We start from the raw sequence: 26120 nt of genomic DNA on the forward strand, positions 1-26120 counted from the left end.
CCGGACCTGTCGCCAGCTACCACACCAGAGACCGTCCTTAGAAGTGTTAAACAGATCCGAACGGATCCATCAGCAATAATTAACCGGCAATTCCGGTGATCTTCAGCTCAGTGAACCACTGACGATGACCCATCTGCTTACGATGGTGCTTACGACGCTTGAACTTGATGATCTTGATTTTTGGACCACGGCCATGGCTGACAACTTCAGCAGTAACCTTGGCACCTTCAATCACTGGAGCACCGACTTTCAGCTCTTCGCCATTAGCGATCAGCAGAACGTCGCTGATTTCCAGACTTTCACCAGCGGCAGTGTCCAGCTTCTCAACCTTCAGGATTTCTCCCTCGGTCACGCGGTACTGCTTACCACCAGTTTTGATAACTGCGTACATATTTTGATCTCCGAAAATCCTGAGAGCCTCTTTGTCAAAGGCATCCGTCAGCCCTGGAAAGGCACGACGGAATTTGTATCTATCTAAAAACCACTAACTGTGGGCTGGATGGGCCTTTATGGCCTACAGGCACCATCAGGGATGGGCGGCACCTCATGAGCTGATAATTTGCTGAAACCAGCGAACTGTATCTGCAATATCAGCAATCCATGACAAAACGGCACACCGCACCGGATTCTCAGATAGGGGCGCAAATTTTAAGGAAGTCCAGCCCCTCTGGCAAGACCTGTTGGCAATTTATCCCCTCTTGCTCAACAAAAGAGATTAAAAGGCCTTCAGTACCTTTCACAGAGATAAGTAAGCTCCCCGTAGAGACTCTGTATAAGTGCCTTCAAAGCAGGCTGCTATTGACAGTTGCAGTAGCACTAAATACGATGCCTCATTTCGCCCCATCAAAACAGCCACCAGATGCCGGACAAACAACAAGCTTCTTTTCAGACCGCAGTTCACGACGATTTTAAAAGGGTGAACGAGTGCATCCATGAGCAATTGCACTCGGATGTTGCCCTGGTCAGCAAAATCGGTGAGTACATCATTAAATCTGGTGGTAAGCGGCTGCGCCCGCTATTAGTACTGCTCACTGCTCGCGCCTGCGGCTATAACGACTACAATCACATCCCTCTTGCAGCCATTATTGAGTTCCTGCACACCGCCTCATTGCTACACGATGATGTGGTTGACCAGTCCGATCTCCGTCGCGGCAAAGATACCGCCAACGCACTCTGGGGGAATGCCCCCAGTGTTTTGGTCGGCGACTTTCTATACTCGCGGGCATTTCAGCTGATGGTCGGTCTGGAAAACTTCAAGTTACTCCACATCCTGGCAGATGCTACCAATATCATTGCCGAGGGTGAGGTGATGCAGCTGATGAATATTCATGATGCGGATGTCACTGAAGATGACTACATGGAAGTCATTCGCTGCAAAACCGCTATGTTATTTCAGGCGTCTAGTCATACCGCAGCGATACTAAGCAAGGCCAACCCGGAACTTGAAAGCGATATGGCCAACTACGGCAACTATCTCGGCATCGCCTTCCAGCTGGTCGACGACCTGCTGGACTACGATGGTGATGCTGAAGCCATGGGCAAAAACCTGGGTGACGATCTGGCAGAAGGAAAACCTACACTGCCGCTGATTTACACACTGAAGCATGGTACTGGTGATCAGAAAACGCTGATCCGGGAAGCCATTGAACAGGGTGGAAGGGATAATATTGAAGCCGTTGTTGAAGCCGTTCGCAGCTGTGGAGCACTTCAGTATACCGCCGCCAAAGCTCAGGAGTACTCAGCCAAAGCCAAGCGGTGCCTGAACCTGCTGCCTGAAGGCGAGTTCCGCAGTGCCATGGCGGACCTAGCGGACTTTGCTGTTGCACGTAGTTTTTGAATCAGCATTAACCTGAACCAAACGCCATTCTACCTGGATAACCAGTGTAGAATGGCGTTTGGTTACTCAACGCTCTCTCGCCCTGAATGGTTCCAGCACCTCTTCAACCGCTGGAACCCGGACCGCTTCAACCAAACTACATATGCGCAGCTGTTCATCAGCTAATAAGTTTATTGGTTTACCAATCAAACGAACTATGCCCGCTTTCTGCAAGGCATCTCCCAAACCAGAGTTTGAGCCATGATCATTTATTAAAAAAGAAATTTCATTGTCTATAGGCAAAGGTATTTCATTGCCAAAATCAATACGAGGATCAATACAGGAGATGCTTCGAGTATCTAAATGCCCAAGCCCCTTTTTACCAGCAGCACTGGCAGGCACCAGTGAAAGCACTTTAACTCCATCAGGAAGAGTTCGTATAGCAACAAACCAGCACTCATCATCAAATTTCAAAAGAGGCCAGCTCAGGCTGAGAGGTATTGGCAAAATACCTCTTACAAAACTAACGGTCCTTCCAAATATTGGCACATTAACGGCAGCACTTTCTTTATCCTGCCACTCACCAAAAAATAAACCTAAATAACTCTGACAAAAAACAGATCTGCCAACTCTATCCTGACGAATAGTTCCAGCACACTGTTGTTCATGTTCAGTGTTCTGAGCGATACCTGCAGGATGCGCTCCCACATTATCATTGATCACCGAAGCACCCTCAAATATAAATTTTATTATTCTAAGAATAAGCGAATTGAAACATAGCTTAAGAGAAAAGAATAGACATAGATCATGAGAAACAGAGACTGAAAACTATTCACATGACTGACGGTAGAGGTAAAAAACAGACAGGTATAAAAAAGTATCAGCTTTAGACTTAAAAAAGCCAGCTTCAGTCTTAAGCCGGCTTTTTCACTTATTCAGAGTAAAGGTTATCGTAACAGTAGTTGGTAGCCTCCATAAAATCCTAAATGCTGCCATAGTCACAACGTTCGCCCCTAAACATACACACCCCAAGGGTTAAGTAATCATTTCCCATTTCGCTCCCTTTTCTCTATCTGAAAATGTCGAAGACAAGGCAACAGCTTGACCAGCTACAGCCCTAACCGCATGGACCCCGTCATAATCTTCAGCTACTACACCTTTGACAGTGATACCTCGCACTATATTTTCCAACGTATGTTTCCCATAGGGTGAAAAACCATCTAGATCAGCGTTTATTAAAATACTTTCAAGTCGACTTGTGTTTGAAAAATTTTCTTTTGGGAAGCAGCCGATCGCTCTATCAAAACCCAAAGATGTCATTACGCTTTTCACTTCAGCTGGCTGACGAATATAGGCAGGAGCAGCTTTACCATTAGCAAAAACTGCAATTTTTGTAAGTTGGCGGGAGCCACTATAACTCTCCACCATATCTGCAAAATTTTTCAAACCCTTTCCAGAAGCCGTATAATCAACCAGAATCAAATTTTTATCTTTAACTTCTGACAGATAGTCATCCAAATAGCTATTACAACGAGCCTGAACCTGGTCAGCCCTGCATTCAAAATCACTCCTACTCTTATCAACAGGCTCAAGAATCTCTGACCTTAGTGCTTCAGGCAAGTCACCTGAGCGTCTGATAGACGATATAGCCAGATCAATTTCACTATTTTTTAATGCCCTGGCTTTGACATGGCGCCCCTCTTTGTGGCTTACCATCCCGAATTTTGAAAAATGTTCATATTGATCCACTTGACTAAGCGGAATTTTAATAACTTTAATATCCGGATACTTCTCTTCTATGTAGTCCGCACAGGCAATTAGACTTCTACCCGGAAAAACCAGAACACCATCCCGCTTCTCTCTAGCTTGTCTTACTAGCATTTCACTGATCTGAGAAAGCTCAAAAAAAAGTTTTCTTTGCTCTTTGGTATGATAAGCCGCAGAAACAGAGTCATAGTGCTTTAATACCTCTCCTTCATTTTTAAATGAGCGCTTCCCATAACGTTCGAAAAACAACTGAGCTATTGCTCGATTATCAGCTTTCTTCTGCTCGTAAGCATTTTGAGCTTCGCCAAGTTTTCGCCTAATAAGCACCCCCCGACTCTCAACTCTTACAAGCTCTGCTGTTCTAGCCCCCATCATCCCTAACGCACCATATCGCCTGCACTCTTTACGAATTAAATTATCAGCTACTAACGCCTTATCAAATTCAAACTTCAAAGCTTCTTCAGACTGAGCAATTAAATCATCTATTAATAACTCTACTCTCTTTCCTCTTAGCTCTTCCCCAGCAGAAACCTTTACTGGAGTTCGAGAAATCAAAGCATCATTAAATGCACCTAATGTCTCTCGAGCCAATCTTTGATCTTCTGAGTTTAATTTACACAACACATTACAAACTTGTACGGACCTGCCATCGTATAGAACAGGAAATCCTCCCTCTTTAGTTTCAATTATACCAAAAGGATAATTAATCCTATAGACCTCAGATTCCAGCATATTATTTATTAAATCAAACGCCTTACTATCCATACCATTCTCCATACTACATCCCAAAGCTTTCATCAAGAGCAACTGCAAACACCCCTAAAATCATAAACAGGTCTGCATATTCATTGGTATAGGACTAAAGAATAATAAACAAAAAGGCAGGAACAACAATCAATTAAATTTAAAAACAAATCCAGTTAAAATATACTTACAATCAAGGGGCAACTGGAACAAAACTACGCATTAATCAATAGTATGATTTATAAATGCCATTATTAGACAGCAATACACTATAACAATACCCAGATAACAAAAACGCCGCCCCTAACAAAGAGTCGGCGCCCATAATACTTAAGTATAGAGATTGTCGTAGCAGTAATTGGTAGCCTCAATAAAACCCTCAATACTGCCACAGTCGAAACGCTCGCCCTTAAACTTATACGCCATTACACAGCCACGCTGCGCCTGGGCCATCAGCGCATCAGTAATCTGAATCTCGCCACCCTTTCCAGGCTGCGTATCATGAATCAGGTCAAAAATATCCGGAGTAAGGATATAACGACCAATGATCGCGAGATTGCTGGGCGCATCTTCTTTCGCTGGCTTTTCGACCATATTCTCAACACGGATTAGATCCTCAGAGATATATTGGCCAGAGATAACCCCATATTTATGCACTTCATCTTCTGGTACTTCCTGAACAGCAACAATGCTGCAACGGAACTGCTTGTAAAGTTGCGCCATCTGAGCCAAAACTCCCGGACCACCCAGGTTGATACAGAGATCATCCGCCAGCACCATACCGAATGGCTGATCTCCAATCAAAGTCTGGCCAGTCAAGACCGCATGCCCAAGCCCCTTCATCTCGCGCTGACGAGTGTAGGAGAATGAACACTGGTCAATCACACTACGGATATCAGACAACAGATTTTCCTTGTCCGTACCTGAAATCTGATGCTCCAGCTCGTAGTTCACATCAAAGTGATCTTCCAGCGAGCGCTTGCCTCGACCGGTCACAATGCAGATATCCGACATACCGGCCTGCAGCGCCTCCTCAACGCCATACTCAATCAGCGGTTTGCTGACGATAGGCATCATCTCTTTGGGCATGGATTTGGTGGCTGGCAGGAACCGGGTTCCATAACCTGCTGCTGGGAAAAGGCATTTTTTAAGCATTTAAGGCTCTTTATTTATCCAACTCAAACTAAGCGACTACCTTCAAACAGCAGTCTCTTGAAAAATGTCAGTCGCGAATAATCTTCAGCAATTCTGCAGTTTTTTTCTGCATCAACGCCTCATCTCCACGACTTTCTACATTCAGACGAATTACCGGCTCGGTATTGGAAAGACGCAGATTAAAGCGCCACTGCCCCATGTCCAGAGAGATGCCATCGGTATTATCGACTTCCAGAGCATCTTGCTGATAGTGGGCCAGTACTCGATCGATAGCGGCCTGAGGATCGGTCAACTTGCTGTTAATTTCACCGGAAGACGGGAACATGGCGATACGCTCACTAACCAGCGCGGACAAGGGCTGGCCCTTTCTGGCCAGCAACTCAGCGACCAGCAGCCAGGGAATCATGCCGGAGTCACAATAGGCAAAGTCACGAAAATAATGGTGAGCACTCATCTCACCGCCATACACCGCATCTTCCTGACGCATCCGCTGCTTGATAAAGGCATGGCCAGTTTTACACAGTACAGGCTCTCCACCCGCTGCTTTGACCTGATCGATGGTATTCCATGTCAGTCTGGGGTCATGGATGATTTTTGCCCCTGGGTTATGCGCAAGGAATGCCTCCCCCAATAACCCGACGATGTAATACCCTTCAATAAACTGCCCCTGCTCATCAAACAGAAAGCAGCGATCAAAGTCGCCATCCCAGGCAATCCCCATATCAGCCTGATGCTCCAGAACGGCATCCGCAGTAGTCTGACGGCATTCTGGCAGTAATGGATTAGGGATACCATGGGGGAAATTACCATCCGGCTCATGGAGGACTTTAACAAATTCCACTGGCACACCAGCGGCTTGGAATCGTTCCTCAATAGCATCCACCACATGCCCTGCGGCACCATTACCAGCATTAACCACCAGTTTCACCGGCTTGAGGCTTTCAGCCTGGATATAGCCCAGAACGTGGCTGACATAATCATTCAGAACAGAGACCTTCTGATAGTCGCCTCGTTTTGCCGCAGGTTCCGCAAACCGGTTCTCTTCTGCCAGCTGCTGAATTTCCCTCAAACCATTATCACCACTGATGGGCTGCGCACCGGCCTTCACCAGTTTCATGCCGTTGTAATCAATCGGGTTGTGACTCGCCGTCACCTGAACACCGCCATCAACCCTCAGATGGAATGTGGCAAAGTAGATCTCTTCCGTACCAGACAGGCCAATATCCAGAACATTGACCCCAGCATCACGCAAACCCTCAGATAAGGCGTGCTTGAGTTCCTCACTGGTCAGGCGGATATCACCACCCACCACAACATCCTTCGGCTTAAGGTACTCGCCATAGGCTCTACCTATGCGGTAAGCAATATCTTCATTAAGTTCATCTGGCAGGCGGCCACGGATATCGTATGCCTTGAAGCAGGGGAGATTGGTCATTTCTCAGTCGCAGCGGAAATTAAAAGTCTGTATTTAACTACGAATAACGCCCGATAGACAAATGGCATTGAGCACCCGCATGGGTCGCCGATAGCTAATGAGATAGCCACCGAACTGAACAGCATTGAAATACGCCAAATGAACCAGGCAATTACCAAATACTGTACTCAACAGCTAATTTCAAAACTGCTGAGTTTACTCCTTTTGTCCTGCCTGTCCTTATCCGCAATAGGTGCCAAACAGCCTTGCACTACCGAAGGACGCCCATTATTTGGTTACCTGGAAAACGCCACTCTGGTTAGCATTAAACAGCAAAAGGTCGAGTCTCTAGTGGATAGTGGCGCTACCACCACCGCTCTGGACGCACGAAACATTCGCATGCACATCAAACGAAATGGTGTGCGCTGGGTTCACTATGACTTCATTCATAAGGAAAGTGGCCAGAAAACCCCCATGCATCAGCCGGTCAGTCGGGTGGCCAGAATAATCACTCACAAGGGTGCTCCCAGTGAACGTGCAGTGGTTCGTAATACCATCAAGGTAGGAAAAATCTCTCGCTCTGTTGATACCTCCTTAATTAGCCGGAGCAACTTTCCGCAACAACTATTGATTGGCCGCAACTTCCTTAAAGATACCGCTCTGATTGATTCCGGGGTGAAATTTCTGCAGGAAGACTGCCAATGAGGGCTCGTATAGGAGCAGCAGAAGAGGTTGTTACGATGCTTCTGCTCGTCATGACTTTCTCAGTACTTCCGGCTCATGCGGAAGAAAGTGCTCCCGGACAAAGGCTGCATCGGGCCTATGAGCCAGCCTCTATCCAGCTGGACATTAATCTGCAACGGGAAACCCTGAGCCTGTTCCTTTCCATGAACCCTGAGGCAGCCCGCACCATTACCAGAAAACCCATTCACTCTCTGGCTAATCACCTGAACGAGTTTTCTCCACTGGCAACCCTGCCTGACGATGCCGGGTGCAAACAGACACAAAAACAATTTCTTGTAGAACCAGCAGACAGTCTCTCACCCTCAACGAACTCACCTGCAACAACCATCATCTCCCAGCAGATCACGGGATATCTTGAGTATGAGTGCGAAAACCCGGAAGAACTCTCCCATTTAAAATTTCGCGGTTTCAAAGCAATGCCTGGCTTAAAACATGCCAGCGTCTGGTTAATCAGCGACAGCTGGCAAAGTAAACAGCAGCTCAGCCAAAAGCAGAAAAGGGTCCAGCTACAGAAAAAGCGAAGCCTGACTCATATTCTTTGGCAACTCTTGAATGATTAAAGAAGGGATACACTCATGAATCAGGCAGTGACTATAGAAAACCTGGAATTGAACAGAGGAAATAAGAACTACCTGTCTATTCCCATATTCACTGTCGAGAAAGGCGAGCGTCTTCAGATAACCGGACTGAATGGCTCAGGCAAGACCAGCCTGCTGCAAATACTGGCAGGCTTACTCATACCGGACAGTGGCAAGATTGAAATATTTGGCCAGAGAATAGATCAGCTTTCCGGATCTGAGCAGGAGAAATTTCGGTCAGGACAGGTTGGCTACATATTTCAACAACCAACACTGATTGCCTATCTAAACCCGCTGGAAAACATTCTACTCCCCTGTCGTTTATCTGAATTGCGCCAGCAGCGACTGGAAGCTCACAAAACAACGGCCAATTACGAAGCTTACCAACTGATGGCCGCTCTCAAAATGGAGAACCCGGAGCTGCTGCGCCAGAGCACAGGCCAGCTGAGTATTGGTCAACAGCAACGCGTTGCTATTGCACGGGCGCTGATCGGCACGCCTTCACTGATTTTGGCGGATGAAGCTGCGTCAGCACTGGACCCACTGACCCGACAAACCATGTATGAAATGCTGTTGCAATCAGCGAAAGAGCATGAGCAAACATTAATCTGTGTTGACCATACCCCATACCCGGGGTTTGACCGCTGTCTTGATATGTCAAAAATCAACCATTCCCAACAGGTAGCCAAACTATGGTAAACGTCAACTGGCTCAGTAATACAAAAATCACTTTTCATCATGTGATGAAAAGTATGGCTTACCGGAAAAAAAACACGGTTGCCATGTTGGCTGTTCTAAGCTTTGGCTTCTATCTTTTTTTCCTTTTCCAGAACATCAAGGGGCAACTGATTGAAAATATTAATCAGTACTCACTGAAGCACGATCTGATCATCAGCATGGAAACAGCTCATCTGCCACTGGTTCTGTTCTCATTATTTCAGATAGGTTCGTCGCCACCCGCAATAAGCCAGAGTCACCTGGATGAGTTGATAAACCATCCTGAAATTGAATACGCCATTCCTTACGCTTATGGTGAGACCCATCGTGGAATCACTGTCATTGGCACCAGCCCAGAAGGTATAGAACAACTGATTCAACAACACACCAATGAGCTAGAGAGAGAAAACAAGCTGAATGATCATACTGAAACAGTATCATTACGCGATAACCCAATGACTGCTTATATCGGTGCGAATATTGCTAAGCACCTTGGTTATAAAATCAACGACCAGATTACGATTGCCGATGGCAGTGAACCAATATTAGAACAAGAGTACCCAGAATTATTTACCATTGCAGGTATTTTGCCACGCTTAAATACCCATCAAGATGATGTAATTTTTGTCCCCCTTGATGGATTGATAACAGCAAGACAACGTTATGCTGGCGGCCATGCTACGAGTTGGCTCAGCCCTGATGATATTTCTTATATAGATATAAAGCTTAGAGATCGGATGGCTCTTCTGGCCATGGAACAGACATTGACGCAGTCTGCAGCCCAACGGGGATTGAACATAACAGCAGCCATGCCAGCCAAAGAGCTTGGAACGCTATACAGCTACCTCAACAAAGCAGCAATGAGCCTGATTTCCATGTCTATGGTAACTCTGGGGTTGTGCCTGATAACCCTGTTTTATGCATTAACCAGAAACATTCAGGAAAGAAAACAGGAAATACTGCTTTATCGAACACTGGGCATGAGCCAGAGCTACATCAATATAATGGCCGTACTTGAACCCCTGTTAATTATTTCAGGCGCTCTTTTATTGGGTTTTGTATCCAGCGATCTTTCATCAATTCATGCATCTGAATTTTTCATGGTAAAATGGCTGATGAATTAAGATATTTTATACCAAGTAAAAACATCAATTAAAAAACTTCAATAAAGGATAAAAGCCCGAAACTTCAGAAGAATACAACGAAAAGCATCAATAAGAGCACCATACAGGGGAACTTTTCAACACAACCTGATTCCAATGAAATCATGCCTGTTTTCATCAACTAAGATGGGAAATTTTATTTCCGAAAAGACAAATCGGAAAATTTCCATTCGGAATCAGAGAATGTCCACACGAAGTTCCAACACACTATCGAAAATAACTTTGCCGCTATTTCTGGCAATTTTTATTATTTATCCTCATCTAAATACTTATGCCAGTGGATTTCCAGAACCTTCCATTATGCAAGGCCATAGTAACTACTCACCACCGATCGATTACCGCCATATGGCTCTTTATCAGCTTAAGCTGAATCGCTACTACCACCCTTCTGGTTCAGGCAACCCCAACAATGTTCGTGTTGAACACACCCATCATCATACTCACTGGGGCTGGTGGGATGTACCATTTTTCTGGGGAGGGTATACCAACGACCGAAACTCCTCATTCGGTGACCGGGTTTCGGACGGCCTTATTGGCGTTGCCGTGGTGGTAGCGGTTGTTGCTATCACAGTAGCTACTATCTACTCAGTATCCCATGCAGTCTGGCCTTACGTAGGAGCGGCTAGCTTGACCTCTATTGAACTCCCGGAAAACTCACCCTGGAAAATTACAGGCTACAAAGTTGCGCATGGTGGAGCCATACGATATTCCGACCTCGCTTTCAACGAAGACGCCATGAGTAATGCCAGAGAATATGAAATGTACGACCGGCAAAAAACAGCGCAGGGTCGCTTCCTCCTGCTTGATCAGGAGAACTGGTGGGGTATCGTAGATTACCCTGTTGATGTAGACGTAACATTCACGCGCTTTGATGAAGTTTCAGGAGAGGCCATTGAGCAGGTGACTGTTAACGTTCAACGTACCATCACTAATGGTATGAAAGCCGGAAATATTTCATCACGGGTCGTTCGCGCCACTCAAAACCAACAGAACTATCAACTGGTAACCAGGCCTGACTATCCAGACTGGTTTGACTTTTCCAGCTGGTATCACAAACCGTCACGGCTCATGGTGGACTTTAAAAATGGTGGATACCGTTGATACGTATCACCACCATTACAATGCTTTCTGCAATTTGAAGGAACTATCCAGTGATGAAGAAGTCTTTAATTCTCAGTTTATACTTACGAAGTAAGCCACCATGAACGTAATGACCAGAACATTAATCTTTTCTATCTCCCTTTCATTCTTTTGTACCTTTTCCAGCAGTATCAACGCAAAAGATGATTATCCTGTTGACTACCTTGCAATGGATTTGTACTCCCTTAAAACCCGACGCTGGTTTGAAAATGGAAACCTGCCTCACCTTCCCATCTCTGCTCCATTCATGCGTTTCAACCCATCCACAGTAAAACAATTCTCATCTCCAGAATACTCATCATCGTCTTACCTCTTAATAAATAATCCCGTCCTGTTCACTATGCTGTTTCCATTTTCACTCTTTTCTCCGGCAGCAAGCGCCTGTAGCCTGACAGCCATTGAACTTGCTCCTGATTCAATGTGGAGAATTTCAGGGTACAAACTAAACAGTGGAACCCCTATTGCTTACAACGATTTCAACCAGAATCACGAGCTAATGACTGCAATCAAAGCCCAGAATATGTTCGATTTCAACGAAAACAGTTCTGGCCGATTTCTACTCCTCGACCAGGAAAACTCCTGGGGGCTTTTCAATTACCCTCTTGATGCCAATATTACCTTTAGTCGCCATAATGATTTAACTGAAGCTTTGGAAGAAATTACAGTCAATGTCAAAAGAGAAATCACTAATAATATGAAAGCAGGTAAAGTCTACTCTCGAATTATCTCGACAAGAGGCATACCGGAAAACATCAGTGGCTACAAACTGGTTTCTAATATCAGCTATCCAAATTACGACTTTGATACCTGGTATCACCAGCCTTCACGAATCATGATTGATTTTAAACCCACAGGCCGTGATAAGAACCATTTTTATTAATCTTCGGGACAGGTGATGTCCCCCTTACCAGAGCTCTTTATAATCACCGGCTCGGTGTTATTTTGTCATCTTGCAGCCCCCTCGGATTTACAGGAAAACCTCCTGCCTACTTGCAGTCCCTCCACCGATTTGGATAATTCACCCAGCTTTTGACTATTTGTTATTTTGTACACAGCCCAATTGTGTACAGAGATACGTACACAATTCGGAACCCAAACATGTCATCACTCACCCGGGAAGTTGAAGCCAGACGCACCTTCGCTATCATCTCCCACCCTGACGCCGGTAAGACAACCATTACCGAAAAACTCCTGCTACTGGGTGGCGCCATTCAGCTTGCGGGTACAGTAAAAGGTCGAAAAAGTGGCCGAATGGCGACTTCTGACTGGATGAAAATGGAGCAAGAGCGTGGAATTTCCATCACTACCTCGGTCATGCAGTTTCCATATCACGGTCGTACGGTAAACCTGCTGGATACACCCGGACACGAAGACTTTTCGGAAGATACCTACCGAACACTGACTGCGGTAGATAGCTGCCTGATGGTGATTGATGGGGCCAAGGGTGTCGAGGACCGAACCATTAAGTTGATGGAAGTCTGCCGCCTGCGTGACACGCCCATCTTCACGTTTGTGAATAAGATGGATCGTGAAGTCCGCGACCAGATAGAAGTACTGGATGAAGTTGAAGATATCCTGAAAATTCAGTGTGCTCCTATCACCTGGCCTATTGGAATGGGCAAGCAGTTTAAAGGGGTTTACAACCTTTACACCGACACCATTCATGTTTTCAAACCGGGTCAAGCCAGTGTTATCCCTGATGATATCCAGATCAAGGGGTTAGAGTCGGAAGAAGCCAGAGCTCTGCTGGGTGACCTTCATGAAGATCTGACTGAAGAAATTGAACTGGTTCGCGGTGCCAGCCATGAATTTGATCTTGAAGAATACCTTGCTGGCAGAATGACACCTGTATTTTTTGGAACCGCATTGTCCAACTTTGGTGTTCGGGAAATGCTGGATGATTTCGTCAAGTGGGCTCCTTCACCCATTCCCCGTGAGACCAGTGACCGTATAATTGCTGCCGACGAAGAGAGCTTCTCAGGCTTTGTGTTCAAAATTCAGGCAAATATGGACCCCAAGCACCGTGACCGCATCGCTTTTTTGCGGATCTGTTCCGGTAAATACACTCGCAACATGAAAATGAAGCACGTCAGAATTGGTAAAGATATTAAAATTGCCGATGCCGTGACCTTCCTGGCTGGCGACCGTTCACATGTGGATGAAGCAACTTCCGGCGATATTATCGGTTTGCACAACCACGGTACAATTCAGATTGGCGATACCTTTACTCAGGGCGAAATGCTGAAGTTTATGGGGATCCCCCACTTTGCCCCAGAGCTGTTCCGACGTGTTCGTCTGAGAGATCCATTGAAACTGAAACAGCTGCAAAAAGGGCTTCAGCAGCTGTCTGAAGAAGGGGCTACTCAACTATTCATGCCCGTGAACAATAATGACCTGATTCTCGGTGCGGTGGGTGTACTTCAGTTTGACGTCGTTATGCGCCGCTTGAAAGACGAATACAACGTTGATGCCCTTTATGAACCCGTCAATGTCAACACGGCTCGCTGGGTTGATTGCAGCGACACGAAAAAGCTCGAAGAGTTCAAGCGCAAATGCGCTGATAACCTTTCAATAGATGGCGGTGGCCACCTAGCCTATCTGGCACCAACCCGTGTCAATTTATCCCTGGCTGAAGAGCGCTACCCGGACGTTGTTTTCCGAACCACCAGAGAGCATTAACGGGCTCTTCTCAGCTAAATCCCTGGACTCTGGATTTACAGGCAGTCTGCTTTAGACTGCCTGTAACTTCTATTAGTTCCACAACTAAGTGGACTCAGTTATCTCGCCTGCACTTATTCCGTTTCTGACTAATACCAATACTGCAGGTTCTAAAAATATTGTCTAATCTGAATGATTAATTCTTTCTGGTATTTCTATGAGTGATGCAGTCTCGACCAAATCAGAAACTTCAACGGGTGTACGTCAAATCGTAGAACCCCTAGTTCTGCTCGTCACAGCAGGACTCCTGTTTGGCTACCTTGGCCAGACCATGGGTGTTACCCATATGTTCAATACTCTCTTCAACACCGCTCACCAGCTATTACTGAACACAGTATTATTTCTCATGGGAATTACCGTACTGACCGGTGCTGCGGGTCGCCTGCTGATGGAATTCCATGTTATTTCTTTGATTGAACGTCTGCTGGTTCCATTAATGAGGCCCGTCTTCAACTTGCCTGGTAGAGCAGCCATGGCAGCCATGATGACCTTTTTCTCAGACAACCCTGCAATTATTGGTCTGGCCAAGGATCGTCGCTTCAGCCATTCGTTCAAGGCTTATGAGATCATATCCCTGACCAACTTTGGCACCTCTTTCGGTATGGGTCTTATCGTCATCACCTTTATGGCTACGCTGCAAAATAGTGAAACCGGTGCTACCTACTTTATACCCGCCATGATAGGACTGGCCGGCGCCCTTGTTGGTGCGGTTATCTCTACGCGCCTGATGCAACGCTTTATCCGGAATGATCCCAGGCTTCACGAATTAAGCATCCAGGATACACACAGTGAACTGCTTGACGACCATAGTTCTACTGACCCAGTCTGGCTGAGATTCCTTAACGCTCTATTGGATGGCGGTAAAGGTGGAGTCAAAATGGGCGTCGCCATTATTCCAGGCGTTCTGATTATCAGTACCTTTGTGATGGTTCTCACCTTTGGGGCGCCAACAACCGGTTACACTGGTGGTGCGTTTGAAGGGGTTGCCCTGCTACCAAAGCTGGCCAGCCATATCACCTGGCTGTTTGAACTGCTCTTTGGCTTTGACCATGCAGAGCTGGTTGCTTTTCCAATCACCTCTCTGGGGGCCGTAGGTGCAGCCATGTCACTGGTGCCTAACTTTATCAGTCAGGGAATTATCGGTGGCAGTGATATTGCGGTCTTCACCGCCATGGGTATGTGCTGGAGCGGTTATCTCAGTACTCATACTGCCATGCTGGACTCGCTGGGCTTTCGCCAACTGACGTCCAAAGCCATACTTGCTCACACTATTGGCGGTATCTGTGCCGGTGTCGCAGCCCGTTATCTCTATCTTCTGCTCAGCCCTCTTATTGTTTAAACTGGCAACCACGCTCAACTCATTTTACAGGTTGAGTGTGGTTTCTATCGCCTGAGCCCAGTAAAAACAGTCTCAGCAATCACATCACCTTCACGTTCAAGATCAACCATCCCGCCAACCGAAAGCCATCGTTCAATCACTCCGTGAAAGCAGCCACTGGCAACCAGCGAGGCCGCTTCAGGCGATATACCCTCCCTGAGCAAGCCCCGATCCTGAGCTCTCTGCATCAGTAGAGTAACTTCCTTCTGACTCCTCAAGCAAAACTGATTCCAGCGTTCGATCATCTGCAGGTCAAAGGCTGCCTGCTGGCTGATCCTGCATACCTGCTGAAACTGGAGATTGGTTGCTACCTCCTGTAAAACCCGTTTACCAAGAGCACAGAGTACTTCCAGAGGGTCTTCATCATCGGCCTCAAGCTGTGCTGCAAAATGTTGATCCAATGGATCAAAAACCCTTTCCCAAAGGGCTTCCAGCATTTGAGATTTATCCTTGAAGTGCCAGTAAATAGCTCCCCGGGTGACACCTGCAGCACTGGCGATCTGGGCCAGGGTTACATTGGCAATTCCCTTATCACTGAACAGGGCCAGAGCGGTTTCCAACAACTGAAGCCGTGTTTTCTCAGCATCTTCTTTTGTACGACGCGCCATAAATATCTTTAACCTGTCTGAAATTGCGGTAGTTCAGTACTGCCTTTAAACTCAGAACTGTCTCCAGCAGTTTTCACATCAGAGGTTAATAGCAGATACAGCGCAGGCACCACGACCATGGCAAATAGCGTTGAGGCTGCCAGTCCAAAGATAATCGCCATACACAGTGGATACCATTGCGGGTCACTACTGGCCAGAGGAATAAGCCCGAGCACTGTTGTCAAACTGGTGCTGATTACCGGACGCAGACGATCAGCGGCGCCCCGAGCTGCCGATTCAGCCACCGATAAGCCAGACAATCGATGACTATTCATCGTTTCAATCAGAACAATACCATTATTGACGGCAATACCAGCCAGAGAGACAACGCCCATCAAACCAATAAACGACATTGGTATTTCCGCAAGAAAGTAGCCAATAAAGGTTCCGGTTAATGCCAGGGGAACCACCAGAAGAATAATCAATGGCTGACGCATGGAGTTGAACATCAGGGTCAGCAGCACGAAAATCATGCCCATGGCCAATACCATAGCCCCCCCCATGCTGCCATAGCTTTCATCCGTCGACTCCATTTCACCGGCCAGTCGATAGTCATAGCCCACAGGCCATTCATGCTTCATCGCTTCCAGGTGGGGAATCATCGCCTTCATAATGGTGGTTGCCGTCTGCCCTTCTGCTCTCGCCTGCACCGTCACTGCTCTCTGACCATCGGTATGAACATAGACCTGTGGTGCTGCCATCAGCTGATATTCAGCCAGATCCAGCAAAGGAACACTCCGCCCATCATCCGTCATCACCGTCATCAATTGCATCTCAGCAATATGCTGGGGGCTGCCAAGCTCACCACCCCGGCTAGCCCAGGCCATACTGATGCGAATATCAGGGTCATCCTGAATACCGGGCACTTTGAAACGTCCAAAGTCGTCTTCTTCCATCGCCATTCGTATCTGCTGGGCAACACTGTGCTCAGAAAGGCCATGAAAGCTTAAGCGCTCAGGTATCAGACGAAAGCGAATTTCCCGATGGGCTGCTCCCAAGTTATCACGCACGCCCTGGGCACCAGGAACCTGAGAAAGCTTGCTGCGAACGTCTGCCGAAATATCACGGAGCAGGCCATAATCTTCACCCAGAATTTCAATCTGAACTGGAGCCGCATTGTAGGGATTGCCTCCAACATGGGTCAGGAATATTTCCAGCCCGGCCTCACCGTTGAGCGACTCATTCAAACCCTCACGAATTTCATCAAGGTATTCAAACGAGATACGATCCCGGTCTTTCCGGGGAACCAGAATGGCCGTAAACCCGACCTGATTGTAAGCTTTGGACGGTAACAGCGCCTCATTCAGTGAACTGCTGGTCACCGGGCTTTTTTCGCCAACGTAAGCAATATTTTTCTCAATCCAGGGCTGTTGTCGCAAGTAAGCCCCTGCCTTATCAGCGGCCTGCTGAGCCTGCTCCAGTGTTGCATCAGGACCTAACTGAATTGCTATCCCAATTTTACGGTCATCACTTTCAGAGAACATCATCACCGGCAGCTGCCCTGCCGCCAGCAGACTCAGGGCAAACAGTCCAAAAGCCCCAGCGACCCATGAAACAGCAGTAATACGATTCTTTAAAACGGTAACCAACAACCAGTCGGTAAGCTGGCCACGATACTTCATACTCAAACGGTCGATTAGTAATTCTCTGGAACGGCCAGAGTCTTTCTCCAGCAAATAACGGGAAAGTGGTATGCAGACCAAAAATGCAACCAATAAACTGACGAGCAAGCTGATGGTAATGGTCATGGGCAATATTCGGATGAACTTTCCGGGAATACCACCTACCAGCATCAGCGGAACCATGGCCAGAATAGTCGTCAACTGTCCTGCAGTGGCGGGTAAAAGAAAGGTTTTAACGGTTGAAAGTGCAGCCTCTGCGTACGACTTTTTACGAACATAGAGCCCGTCATGCATGCCTTCCATAACAAGGATATACACATCCACCAGCAACCCGAGCGCTAACACCATACCCACCAGTACCGTCGAACTCAGGGTATACCCAAGCACAGCCATGCCAGCCAGGGTTGCCAGCAATGTCACCGGAAGAGCAATGCCGGCAATCAAGGCTTCACGCCAGGTTAACAGGAACATCAGAACGATAAAGACAATGATGACCGCCTGATACATGGAGCCGGAGATATCCTCAAACGCCAGCTCAATCAGTTCACCGTCATCGGTTACCTTAGTGAGCTGCAGCCCCTGAGGCCAGGTATCACTTCTGACTACCTGATCAGCCAGCCGCTCTGCAGCACCAATAACCGCAAAAGTATCCTCACCGGGACGTTTGGTGATATCCAAAGTAATACCACGGGTAAACTCACCATGGTCAAGGCTGAAATAGTTGCGGCTTTTTTCCCGGTCCAGTCTCAGACTAACATCGGCAATCTCACCAAGCCTGACCGGTCGATTCTCATCAAGTCGGACTATTGGTAGATTTTTAAGTTTTTCCACACTGTCAAAGCGACCGGCCAGATACAACGTAAAGGTACTCTCACTGCCTTCAAACTCCCCCCAGGCCATATCCTGATTCGCGGTCTGTAACCGGTCTCTGACTAACAGCGGTGAAATCCCCAGTTCTCTCAATTTATAAGGTTTTAGTCGTATATGAAGACTCTTTTCCCGCATTCCTCCCAGGTTTACTTTCTTAACGGTGGGAATGGTTTCAAACTGAGACTCCAGACGCTTTGCCACATCGGTCAGGATCAGATCATCTACATTGCCATGGAGTACCAGACTGATTACCGGCATGTCGGCAACTGACATCTCCTCTATTTCCGGTTTATCAATATCCGCTTCCGTTGGAAACTGACTTTCAGCCTTATCTACTTTGGCACGAAGTCGCTGAAGCGCTTCAGCAACCGGCATATCAGCTTCAAACTCAACAGCCACCATCGAGTAAGAGTGGTAAGAACCACTGGCAAATGTCTTTAACCCCTTAACACTGCGGATTTCATCTTCAAGCGGCTTGGTGACCTCTTTTTCAACCTGCTCAGGCGCAGCACCGGGCCAGGAGACGGTTATCAATGCCTTGGGGATTTCCAGATCCGGGTAGTTCTCACGAACCATCGTGTTATAGGACAGCACACCAGAAAGCAGGAATAACCCCAGTAAAAGACGGGCAAAGAGCGTTTCCAGAAACAGCTTTCGAGACAACCAGTTCATTCAGTGCCTCCGGCCTTCAGCTCATTAATGACGTTAACAGAACTGTCATCAGCCAGAAGATGCTGACCACGAACCACTACCCGGTCGCCATCTTGAAGCCCATTTACCACTTCAAGACTCAGCAGCCCCTGAATACCAATGGACAACCAGCGTAGCTCAACCCGGTTATCCGGCTTAACAACAAAAACATACGGTTTACCATCACGAAATGAGATCGCCTGCCAAGGCAGGGTCAGAACATTGGTTTTCTGCTCGGTAGCAATCCAGGCTCTGACAAACATCCCATCCTGTATTGCCTGCACATCACCGTCCGTCCTGACCTTAACCTGTCGTGAACGGTTCTGGAGGCTGAGGGCAGGGCTTACCGACCATACCCGGCCTTGTACAACACCCGGCTGATCGAACCCTGTGTCTGCGGAGTCATAAAGAATTCGGTCATCCTGAGCCATATAGACGGGCTGACCTTCCTGAATGGAACGGGCTTCTGCTTCGGAAACTTCCAGACTTATTTCATAACGACTGTCGTCTACTACAACGATGGCACTGGCTGCTTCCCTTTCCCTATTGGTGCTGATACCTGCAGGAGGGTAATAATAATTATCCTGAAGTACATTCATGGCCGTAATCACACCATCAAATGGCGCAAAAAGACTGGTTTTCTCCAGATTAACAGTTGCCCGGTTCAAGTCGGCTGCAACACCTTTCTCTTCTGAGCGTGCTGCCTGAAGGCTACTTTCTGCGGCTTCAACACCAACCTGTGCGTTGAGCATACCGGTTCGATAGCGATCGTACTCATCTCTGGACACAACGCCTTTTTTATAGATCGTTTCAATCCGGGCAAAGTCTTTTTCAGCCTGTTTCTTATCATTCTGAGCCATATGAACACCGGCCTCAGCTTCCTTCCGCCGCTCTCTCGCAGACTGCAATCTGGCCTCTAAAGCAACCACTTCTGCGGTATTTTCACGATTATCAATCCTGGCCAGCAGCTGTCCCAACCGCACATCATTATTAGGCCCAAAAACACGAACACCTTCACGCAACGGGGAGCCATCGGTGAGGGTACCGATATGCACAACCTTTCCAGACTGCTCAAAGTTAAGAAACGCCTTTTGCAGTGCCTCCACGGTTCCTTCCGCAAAAGCCCAAGCAGACAGTTCACCCGGTGAAACCTCCAGCACATCAACCCGAATCGGTGGTGTTTCATAAACCACAGCAGCAGAATCGCCACTGCTTTGAATTCGATAACCGGCCAGCGCCAGACCGGCCAGCACCAGACTGATGATAAGAACTTTGCTGAATTTCATGGGCTTCTGCTTATTTTTTTGCATATTGGTATCTATTTCTAATTTTACATACATACATGAATGCTTGTATATAACCCATATTGACGAGGACACAGGTTCGGATCGTGATCAAGTGACTCAAACAAAGGTCTAACGGTCAAAAATCATTTCCGGAGCCATAGTTATAGATTCTGCAGATATAAGCAGATTACTTATAACAACCAGTTTTTTTAAAGCACTGCAATGAGCAGCTTCCGGATAACGAATTGGCAAGGAGAGATGTATGCGCCTGAACCTTCTGTTAGCACCTTTACAACATGTAATAGATACCATGCAAAAAGGTGAAACCTTTAAGATCAGGGTGCTGATGGAAGAGCTTGGCCTGTGGGAACACCAGGATGACCTGCAGAAAATGAGAACAGCCACGGCTTTCCGATCGATGGTAGAAAGCGGTGTGTTATCTAATATCCAGCTTCTCACTCATCATAAAACACGGCATGCAGTGTACATAACCATCTAGTCCAAGTTCCATTGACATAAAAAAGCCGGCTATAGCCGGCTTTTTTAATCATTAGTGGACATGCCCACCCGGTCCATGAACATGACCGTGATCCAGTTCTTCTTTAGTCGCTTCACGAACTTCAACCACTTCGATGCTGAAGTGCAGATTTTCGCCAGCCAGAGAGTGGTTAGCATCAATTACAACCTGGTCACCCTCTTCATCAATAGCCACTACTGTCACCACACGTGGACCAATAGCAGTATCCGCATGAAACTGGTTACCCACCTCTACCGGATGGTCACCAAACTGCTCTTTAGGCACTGGCTGAACCAGACTTTCATCGTACTCGCCATAACCTTCAGCAGGCTCAACGACCACTTCAAACTTATCTCCAGCCTGCTTGCCTTCCAAGGCATTTTCAAGCCCTTCAACAATATTGTGCTCTCCATGAAGATAAGCCATGGGGGACTCGCCTTCAGAACTGTCGAGAACTTCTCCCGCATCGTTTTTCAGAGTGTAATGGAACAGAGCCACTTTCTCTTTGGCTATCTTCATCTGTTTACGCCTTTAACAAAGTAAACAACTATCTTAACTGCCATTGCTATTAGGAGCCAGAAAACTGCAAATAAATGCGGTTTCTGGTGTAATTAGCAGGTAAACCCTATTTGAAAGCGCCTAACAAACGGAGTTTTTTCTCTTGAGCGATTCTCGATGCAGCTGGTGTCATGGCGATAAACTCTATACCCGATACCACGATGAAGAGTGGGGTGTTCCCTGCCATGATGACAGGAAACTCTTTGAATTTCTGACTCTGGAAGGAGCCCAGGCAGGTTTGAGCTGGATCACCATCCTGAAGCGCAGAGAAGGCTACCGGGAAGCATTTCATCAATTTGATGTTCAACAAGTCGCCAGAATGACAGAACAGGATGTTGAAACACTGATGCAGAATGAAGGCATTATCCGAAACCGACTGAAGATCCAGAGCGCCATTAAAAATGCCAGGGCGTTTACCAAGGTTCAGGAGGAGTTTGGCAGCTTCAACCACTACCTCTGGTCCTTTGTAAACCACCAGCCCGTCAGAAACCATCGGCAGTCAATGAGTGAAGTGCCGGCCACCACCGAGATTTCAGACCGGATGAGCAAAGACCTGAAAAAACGCGGTTTCAGCTTTGTGGGCAGTACCATCTGTTATGCCTATATGCAGGCGATGGGGCTGGTAAATGACCACCTGGTCACATGTCCGTCATTTAGCAATGTCAGCCAGACGACCTGACGTCAGCCTGATCAGATCAGCAGGGGCAAGTTCAATTTCAAGACCTCGACGCCCCGCACTGACAAACATCGTATCAAAGGACTCTGCACTGCTATTTACCACCGTCGGCAAACGCTTTTTCTGGCCCAGTGGACTGATGCCGCCAAGAATATAGCCGGTGCTCCGCTCTGCTTCCTGTTGCTCCGCCATTGCCGCCTTTTTGGCGCCACAGGCACCGGCCATGGCTTTTAAGTCCAGTTTTGCGGCCACCGGTACCACCGCAACGGCCAGTTGCTTACTGTCCAGTTTCACCATCAGGGTTTTAAAGACTCGCTGAGGGTCCTGCCCCATTTTTTCAACCGCCTCCTCACCATAGGACTGGCTGTTGGGGTCATGGTGATATTGGTGAACCTGATGGATGGCTTTGGCTTTTTTCAGCGCATTAATGGCAGGAGTCATCGTTTACTTCCAGATAATCGTTAGTGTTCAGGGCTGTGACGTTGCGATTTGGCGACTTGAAAAGCAACCAAACTTGCGCTGACCTCCAACCATATTACCCAAATTATTGTGCAAACCAACCTTTAAAGCAGTGAGTGGTAGAATAAGAGCGCACCATATTTGGAGTTAAACGATCAATGCTACATTGACTGAAAAATGACGATCAGAGAATGGCTACCCATAAGAGCAGCTATAAGGTGAGCAAACGCTAAATCTAATAAAAAAATACTCGCCGATCTTCCCCCTGGATTTTAATAAAACAGAAAAAATTCACCATTCGATTTAATTCTATTTAATCACACCATGACTTCTTTTAGTCATCACCTGTTGGCAAGAAGATACAAAGACCACAAACACATAAGTTCAATTCATTAGCTAAACCTTTAGGAAATGAGACTGTTTAGATAGATCTTTGGGGGGAAGCACATTAAAAGTTTTTTGTTCTATAAGCTTTTTCACTTCCTCTATATTACCTACACTATCTTCCAACTCATTCTCGGATTTAACCATTTCACTAGCACCTTCATTAGTACGTAGAGCTTGACCTACTAGACCTCTGGAATAACAAAATTCTATAATCCTATCAAATTGCTCTTGGGGTATAAGGACAATTTTTTTACTATCTCTATCTCGTCCATCACGGGAATCATTTCCTGAAACTTCAACCCTTATAAATGGTGTCCCATTTTTACGCACCCTATAAAAGGCAGCATTTCCCCAGCCCATGAGTAGGTTTAAAGCCGTTTCTATCGCGTAGAATGGTGACTCCATACTTACAGCTAAATAGAAGGCGGGTAAAGCATCCAAGATGCTACTCGCCGCAGCTATTTTTTTGCAAATTGCTCTTTGATTCTCCTGCTGGATAATATCTACCTCTTCCCCTGTACAGATTTTTTTCATGCAAAAATATAGCTCAGGCAAAGGCATTCCGAGCGCAAACCCTGCTTGAGAAAAGTGGCCCGCAGCATGGGATTTGTGTCCATGCCACAGGTCACCAGCTGCAGCAGTTATAGTTCCAATAGCACCAAAAGCTTGTAGAACATTGGAGATAACCTTACATTTGCTGTAGTGCCTATCGCTAAAGAACAGCGCACCAAAAATTCTCGCAAGGCCGGCAGAGGTCGTGCATATTCCTTCAACCCCATGACCTAGTTGCCGCATTATTCGCCCCACAAGCTCATCGTATGCATCATTAACGTCACCGTGGTCATGATCATGAGCGTCATGGTGGTGATGGTCATGATTGTCAACATGGTATTTAGAGTCGAATACTGCTGTGAGAATTGCTGATACGCCGAGCCCAAAGAGACATCCACCAATCACAAGATCTTGTAGACGCTTAATTTGTTGATCTTCCACTCCTGAAGCAAAAACAGCTTGTGGTGATGGAATAGTAACCTCTGGCTGAAATAACCTGCCAGTCTGACAGGACTTCCATCCTGAATCGTATTGGGCACATGACCTTTGACTTATCATACGTGAAGTTTCTTCTACTTCACCTCTATCTCCTGTCGCATCATCAGGGGAGGCAACCTGAACACTCCAATGATGATAACTTACAGACTGGGAACTCACCGACAATGAGTCTGGCGACTGTGCACTACCTTCCGCGATTATATTATGCTTATAAATCTGATTGGGTGACCTATCATTATGAATCATAATTATTCTCGTTAATTTCACTCAAATACAATTGGAAAATGCCATGCACGATACTAGCCAGGATTATTTCTTTATTGCTCAGTAAATATTTATCATTAAATAAACTTTCATCCCCTTAACCAATGACGGAGTCGAAGATAATTGAAGTGGTGCTTGATAAATTCAAACCCAAACGGCAGCCTTGCTGTAAATTCAGATACTGCTTTCAGATAGCTCCTAACGACCCCGCCAGCTTTAATTTTTTTGATAGGCAATAATAGAAATGAGAAAACATGCATTCAACGCTTTACAGCCAACACTATTCATAAAATATTATTAACATAAACCCTATCATCCTAACATCCAATACTTGATTAATAAAAACCGTTGCATATGTGAATCTATTTCTTCACCACACATTATTAACCCTCAGTCAAAAAGCAATGTTATTTTTAATTAAAAATGATTTGATGCATTAAAAAAACCATCACGCCTCCAATTATTCTTTATTTTAAAGAACAAATGAAAATCATTTAGAGAAATCCAATTTAGTCACTGAAGATAGATTGTTTTTTCACTTTAACAAATCAATGTTCTTTACTATAAAAGTATATTTATTTAAAGTCTGCTGAAAACAAGCGTACTCGAAAAAAAACGTACTGCACACCAGCATACCCAGACTCGTACTCAGCCTACCTTAGCTTCCAAACTGTAAGAAACAAGTGAAACCGATCTGCCCTATTTTTTCAGCCACATCTCCTCCATAGGGCAGACTATTGGAATAATGGTAAATCCAAATCAATGATCAATTCGACCACGCAATGTTTTCGTCTGGGCCCGTCGCTTTTTCTGTTCAACACGCCGTTTTTTTGAAGCCAGAGTCGGACGGCTTGCCTTGCGCTGCTTATGAACGACAGTTGCCTTGTTAATCAATTCCTTGAGCCTCAAGAGAGCATCTTCACGATTCTTTTCCTGAGTGCGGAACCGCTGTGCCTTGATGATGATAATCCCTTCCCGGGTAATACGGGCATCGCGGAAAGCCAGCAGTCGCTCTTTGTAAAACTCGGGCAATGAGGAAGCCCGGATATCAAAGCGCAGATGAACAGCGGAAGAGACCTTGTTGACATTCTGGCCTCCCGCGCCCTGGGCTCGAATATAACTGAACTCAATGTCATCTTCGGTAATGATGATACCGTCAGCAATCTCCAGCATTCAGACTATTATCTCCTTTCTTTTCTCAAAACAGTTCCTAAAACCGTTCCTGTACTCTTTCCTGAACAAGTACCCAGGGTCTAACTACAACAGCCCACAGCTCACGATCGTCTGCAAACCAGGACTGTGCCTGTTCATCACTAACCGCTCCCAATACGCCCTGTTCCACCCAGGCTTCTACCGCTGACTTGTTATCGACTGAGACCTGGTAGCTAACATCAATCAGATCCAGAGAATCATCCACCCGCAGCACAACGCCCTGGGCAAAGTAGCGCTGCAGTTCAGACCAGGCTATTTTTGAGGTTTCCTGATTGAGTTTGGCCTTTTCAAGTGTTTCCCGGCTGACGGACTCAGACATCTTTTTATGACTTCCCATTACATTGCACACATAGTGTACAAATCGACATTTTTTTAAAACAGTGGGCGGGAGAATAACAGCACATGACACTAAAGTTAAAACGCTCAATTTTGCGTCAACCGAAAGACGATTATTCGGGAGTCGGTGTCTCTAAGAGCAGCGATTGAATAGATAGATGTTCAAACTGAAAAACAAAAATCATCATGGTTCTTTATCCTGCTTTTCAAAA

Annotated in this window: 24 protein-coding genes; 11 read left to right on the plus strand and 13 right to left on the minus strand. The window is 46.4% G+C overall.

Features of this window, described 5'->3' with window-relative positions; all coding sequences use genetic code 11:
* Positions 1–79: 79 nt before the first annotated feature.
* Positions 80–391 carry a 50S ribosomal protein L21 gene (gene rplU / locus GV64_RS19970; RefSeq protein ID WP_020581556.1) on the minus strand — a complete coding sequence of 104 codons (312 nt, stop codon included), beginning with the start codon at positions 389–391 and terminating at the stop codon, positions 80–82.
* A gap of 468 nt (positions 392–859) precedes the next feature.
* On the opposite strand from rplU, the gene ispB reads away from it, so the two are divergent.
* Positions 860–1837 (plus strand): octaprenyl diphosphate synthase, encoded by a 978-nt coding sequence (gene ispB / locus GV64_RS19975; protein WP_020581557.1) that lies wholly within the window; start codon positions 860–862, stop codon positions 1835–1837.
* Positions 1838–1903: 66 nt separating this feature from the next.
* Here the strand turns inward: ispB and GV64_RS19980 are convergent, their stop codons facing one another.
* The 4 genes from GV64_RS19980 to cpsG all read right to left on the minus strand — a co-directional run bounded on the left by GV64_RS19980 (position 1904) and on the right by cpsG (position 6917).
* Entirely contained in the window at positions 1904–2539 is a 636-nt protein-coding gene (locus tag GV64_RS19980) for a hypothetical protein (RefSeq protein ID WP_020581558.1), read from the minus strand.
* Between the two features lie 312 nt (positions 2540–2851).
* Positions 2852–4348 carry a hypothetical protein gene (locus GV64_RS19985; RefSeq protein ID WP_020581559.1) on the minus strand — a complete coding sequence of 499 codons (1497 nt, stop codon included), beginning with the start codon at positions 4346–4348 and terminating at the stop codon, positions 2852–2854.
* A 309-nt stretch (positions 4349–4657) separates the two neighbouring features.
* Positions 4658–5482, minus strand: coding sequence for a UTP--glucose-1-phosphate uridylyltransferase GalU (galU, locus tag GV64_RS19990; RefSeq protein WP_020581560.1), 825 nt, complete (start codon positions 5480–5482; stop codon positions 4658–4660).
* 67 nt (positions 5483–5549) lie between these two features.
* A complete protein-coding gene (gene cpsG, locus GV64_RS19995) occupies positions 5550–6917 on the minus strand; it encodes a phosphomannomutase CpsG (RefSeq protein ID WP_020581561.1) in 1368 nt (455 codons plus the stop codon).
* 138 nt (positions 6918–7055) lie between these two features.
* Here cpsG and GV64_RS20000 point away from each other — a divergent pair, with 138 nt between their 5' ends.
* The 8 genes from GV64_RS20000 to GV64_RS20035 all read left to right on the plus strand — a co-directional run bounded on the left by GV64_RS20000 (position 7056) and on the right by GV64_RS20035 (position 15295).
* Positions 7056–7601 carry a putative ATP-dependent zinc protease gene (locus GV64_RS20000; protein ID WP_020581562.1) on the plus strand — a complete coding sequence of 182 codons (546 nt, stop codon included), beginning with the start codon at positions 7056–7058 and terminating at the stop codon, positions 7599–7601.
* Positions 7598–8200 (plus strand): ZrgA family zinc uptake protein, encoded by a 603-nt coding sequence (locus GV64_RS20005; protein WP_020581563.1) that lies wholly within the window; start codon positions 7598–7600, stop codon positions 8198–8200. Before GV64_RS20000 ends, GV64_RS20005 begins: the two co-directional genes overlap by 4 nt.
* Before the next feature lie 15 nt (positions 8201–8215).
* The gene (locus GV64_RS20010; protein WP_020581564.1) at positions 8216–8917 is read left to right on the plus strand and encodes an ABC transporter ATP-binding protein; all 702 of its coding nucleotides are present in this window, start codon (positions 8216–8218) and stop codon (positions 8915–8917) included.
* The gene (locus GV64_RS20015; RefSeq protein ID WP_020581565.1) at positions 8911–10059 is read left to right on the plus strand and encodes an ABC transporter permease; all 1149 of its coding nucleotides are present in this window, start codon (positions 8911–8913) and stop codon (positions 10057–10059) included. The genes GV64_RS20010 and GV64_RS20015 overlap by 7 nt, the downstream gene beginning before the upstream one ends.
* Positions 10060–10281: 222 nt before the next feature.
* A complete protein-coding gene (locus tag GV64_RS20020) occupies positions 10282–11199 on the plus strand; it encodes a hypothetical protein (protein WP_152554132.1) in 918 nt (305 codons plus the stop codon).
* A gap of 100 nt (positions 11200–11299) precedes the next feature.
* Positions 11300–12118, plus strand: coding sequence for a hypothetical protein (locus GV64_RS20025; RefSeq protein ID WP_026258123.1), 819 nt, complete (start codon positions 11300–11302; stop codon positions 12116–12118).
* Between the two features lie 218 nt (positions 12119–12336).
* Complete coding sequence (locus tag GV64_RS20030; protein WP_020581568.1) at positions 12337–13917, plus strand: peptide chain release factor 3; 1581 nt, start codon at positions 12337–12339, stop codon at positions 13915–13917.
* Between the two features lie 196 nt (positions 13918–14113).
* Positions 14114–15295 carry a CD0519/CD1768 family membrane protein gene (locus GV64_RS20035; protein WP_020581569.1) on the plus strand — a complete coding sequence of 394 codons (1182 nt, stop codon included), beginning with the start codon at positions 14114–14116 and terminating at the stop codon, positions 15293–15295.
* A gap of 44 nt (positions 15296–15339) precedes the next feature.
* Here GV64_RS20035 and GV64_RS24020 read toward each other — a convergent pair whose 3' ends face one another.
* From GV64_RS24020 to GV64_RS20050, 3 genes are read right to left on the minus strand one after another with little or no spacing between them, the layout of a single operon-like run.
* Positions 15340–15942 carry a TetR family transcriptional regulator gene (locus GV64_RS24020; RefSeq protein ID WP_020581570.1) on the minus strand — a complete coding sequence of 201 codons (603 nt, stop codon included), beginning with the start codon at positions 15940–15942 and terminating at the stop codon, positions 15340–15342.
* A gap of 8 nt (positions 15943–15950) precedes the next feature.
* Positions 15951–19145, minus strand: coding sequence for an efflux RND transporter permease subunit (locus GV64_RS20045; protein WP_020581571.1), 3195 nt, complete (start codon positions 19143–19145; stop codon positions 15951–15953).
* Positions 19142–20449 (minus strand): efflux RND transporter periplasmic adaptor subunit, encoded by a 1308-nt coding sequence (locus GV64_RS20050; RefSeq protein ID WP_157236940.1) that lies wholly within the window; start codon positions 20447–20449, stop codon positions 19142–19144. The genes GV64_RS20045 and GV64_RS20050 overlap by 4 nt, the downstream gene beginning before the upstream one ends.
* A gap of 262 nt (positions 20450–20711) precedes the next feature.
* Here GV64_RS20050 and GV64_RS20055 point away from each other — a divergent pair, with 262 nt between their 5' ends.
* Entirely contained in the window at positions 20712–20948 is a 237-nt protein-coding gene (locus GV64_RS20055) for a hypothetical protein (protein ID WP_020581573.1), read from the plus strand.
* A gap of 51 nt (positions 20949–20999) precedes the next feature.
* Here GV64_RS20055 and GV64_RS20060 read toward each other — a convergent pair whose 3' ends face one another.
* The gene (locus GV64_RS20060; RefSeq protein WP_020581574.1) at positions 21000–21485 is read right to left on the minus strand and encodes an FKBP-type peptidyl-prolyl cis-trans isomerase; all 486 of its coding nucleotides are present in this window, start codon (positions 21483–21485) and stop codon (positions 21000–21002) included.
* A 142-nt stretch (positions 21486–21627) separates the two neighbouring features.
* On the opposite strand from GV64_RS20060, the gene GV64_RS20065 reads away from it, so the two are divergent.
* The gene (locus tag GV64_RS20065; RefSeq protein ID WP_020581575.1) at positions 21628–22203 is read left to right on the plus strand and encodes a DNA-3-methyladenine glycosylase I; all 576 of its coding nucleotides are present in this window, start codon (positions 21628–21630) and stop codon (positions 22201–22203) included.
* Here GV64_RS20065 and ybaK read toward each other — a convergent pair.
* The 4 genes from ybaK to GV64_RS20085 all read right to left on the minus strand — a co-directional run bounded on the left by ybaK (position 22174) and on the right by GV64_RS20085 (position 25891).
* On the minus strand, positions 22174–22641 hold the full coding sequence (gene ybaK / locus GV64_RS20070) for a Cys-tRNA(Pro) deacylase (protein WP_020581576.1): 468 nt from the start codon (positions 22639–22641) through the stop codon (positions 22174–22176). The two genes, GV64_RS20065 and ybaK, sit on opposite strands and share 30 nt — an antisense overlap.
* A 414-nt stretch (positions 22642–23055) precedes the next feature.
* Positions 23056–24342 carry a hypothetical protein gene (locus GV64_RS20075; protein ID WP_152554133.1) on the minus strand — a complete coding sequence of 429 codons (1287 nt, stop codon included), beginning with the start codon at positions 24340–24342 and terminating at the stop codon, positions 23056–23058.
* Between the two features lie 777 nt (positions 24343–25119).
* Positions 25120–25533: an alternative ribosome rescue aminoacyl-tRNA hydrolase ArfB gene (gene arfB, locus GV64_RS20080; protein ID WP_020581578.1), complete on the minus strand. Its 414-nt coding sequence runs from the start codon at positions 25531–25533 to the stop codon at positions 25120–25122.
* 37 nt (positions 25534–25570) lie between these two features.
* Positions 25571–25891 carry a DUF2288 domain-containing protein gene (locus tag GV64_RS20085; protein ID WP_020581579.1) on the minus strand — a complete coding sequence of 107 codons (321 nt, stop codon included), beginning with the start codon at positions 25889–25891 and terminating at the stop codon, positions 25571–25573.
* Between the last annotated feature and the right edge of the window lie 229 nt (positions 25892–26120).

Origin of the sequence: Endozoicomonas elysicola, from assembly GCF_000710775.1 — a bacterium.
Lineage (GTDB): Bacteria > Pseudomonadota > Gammaproteobacteria > Pseudomonadales > Endozoicomonadaceae > Endozoicomonas > Endozoicomonas elysicola.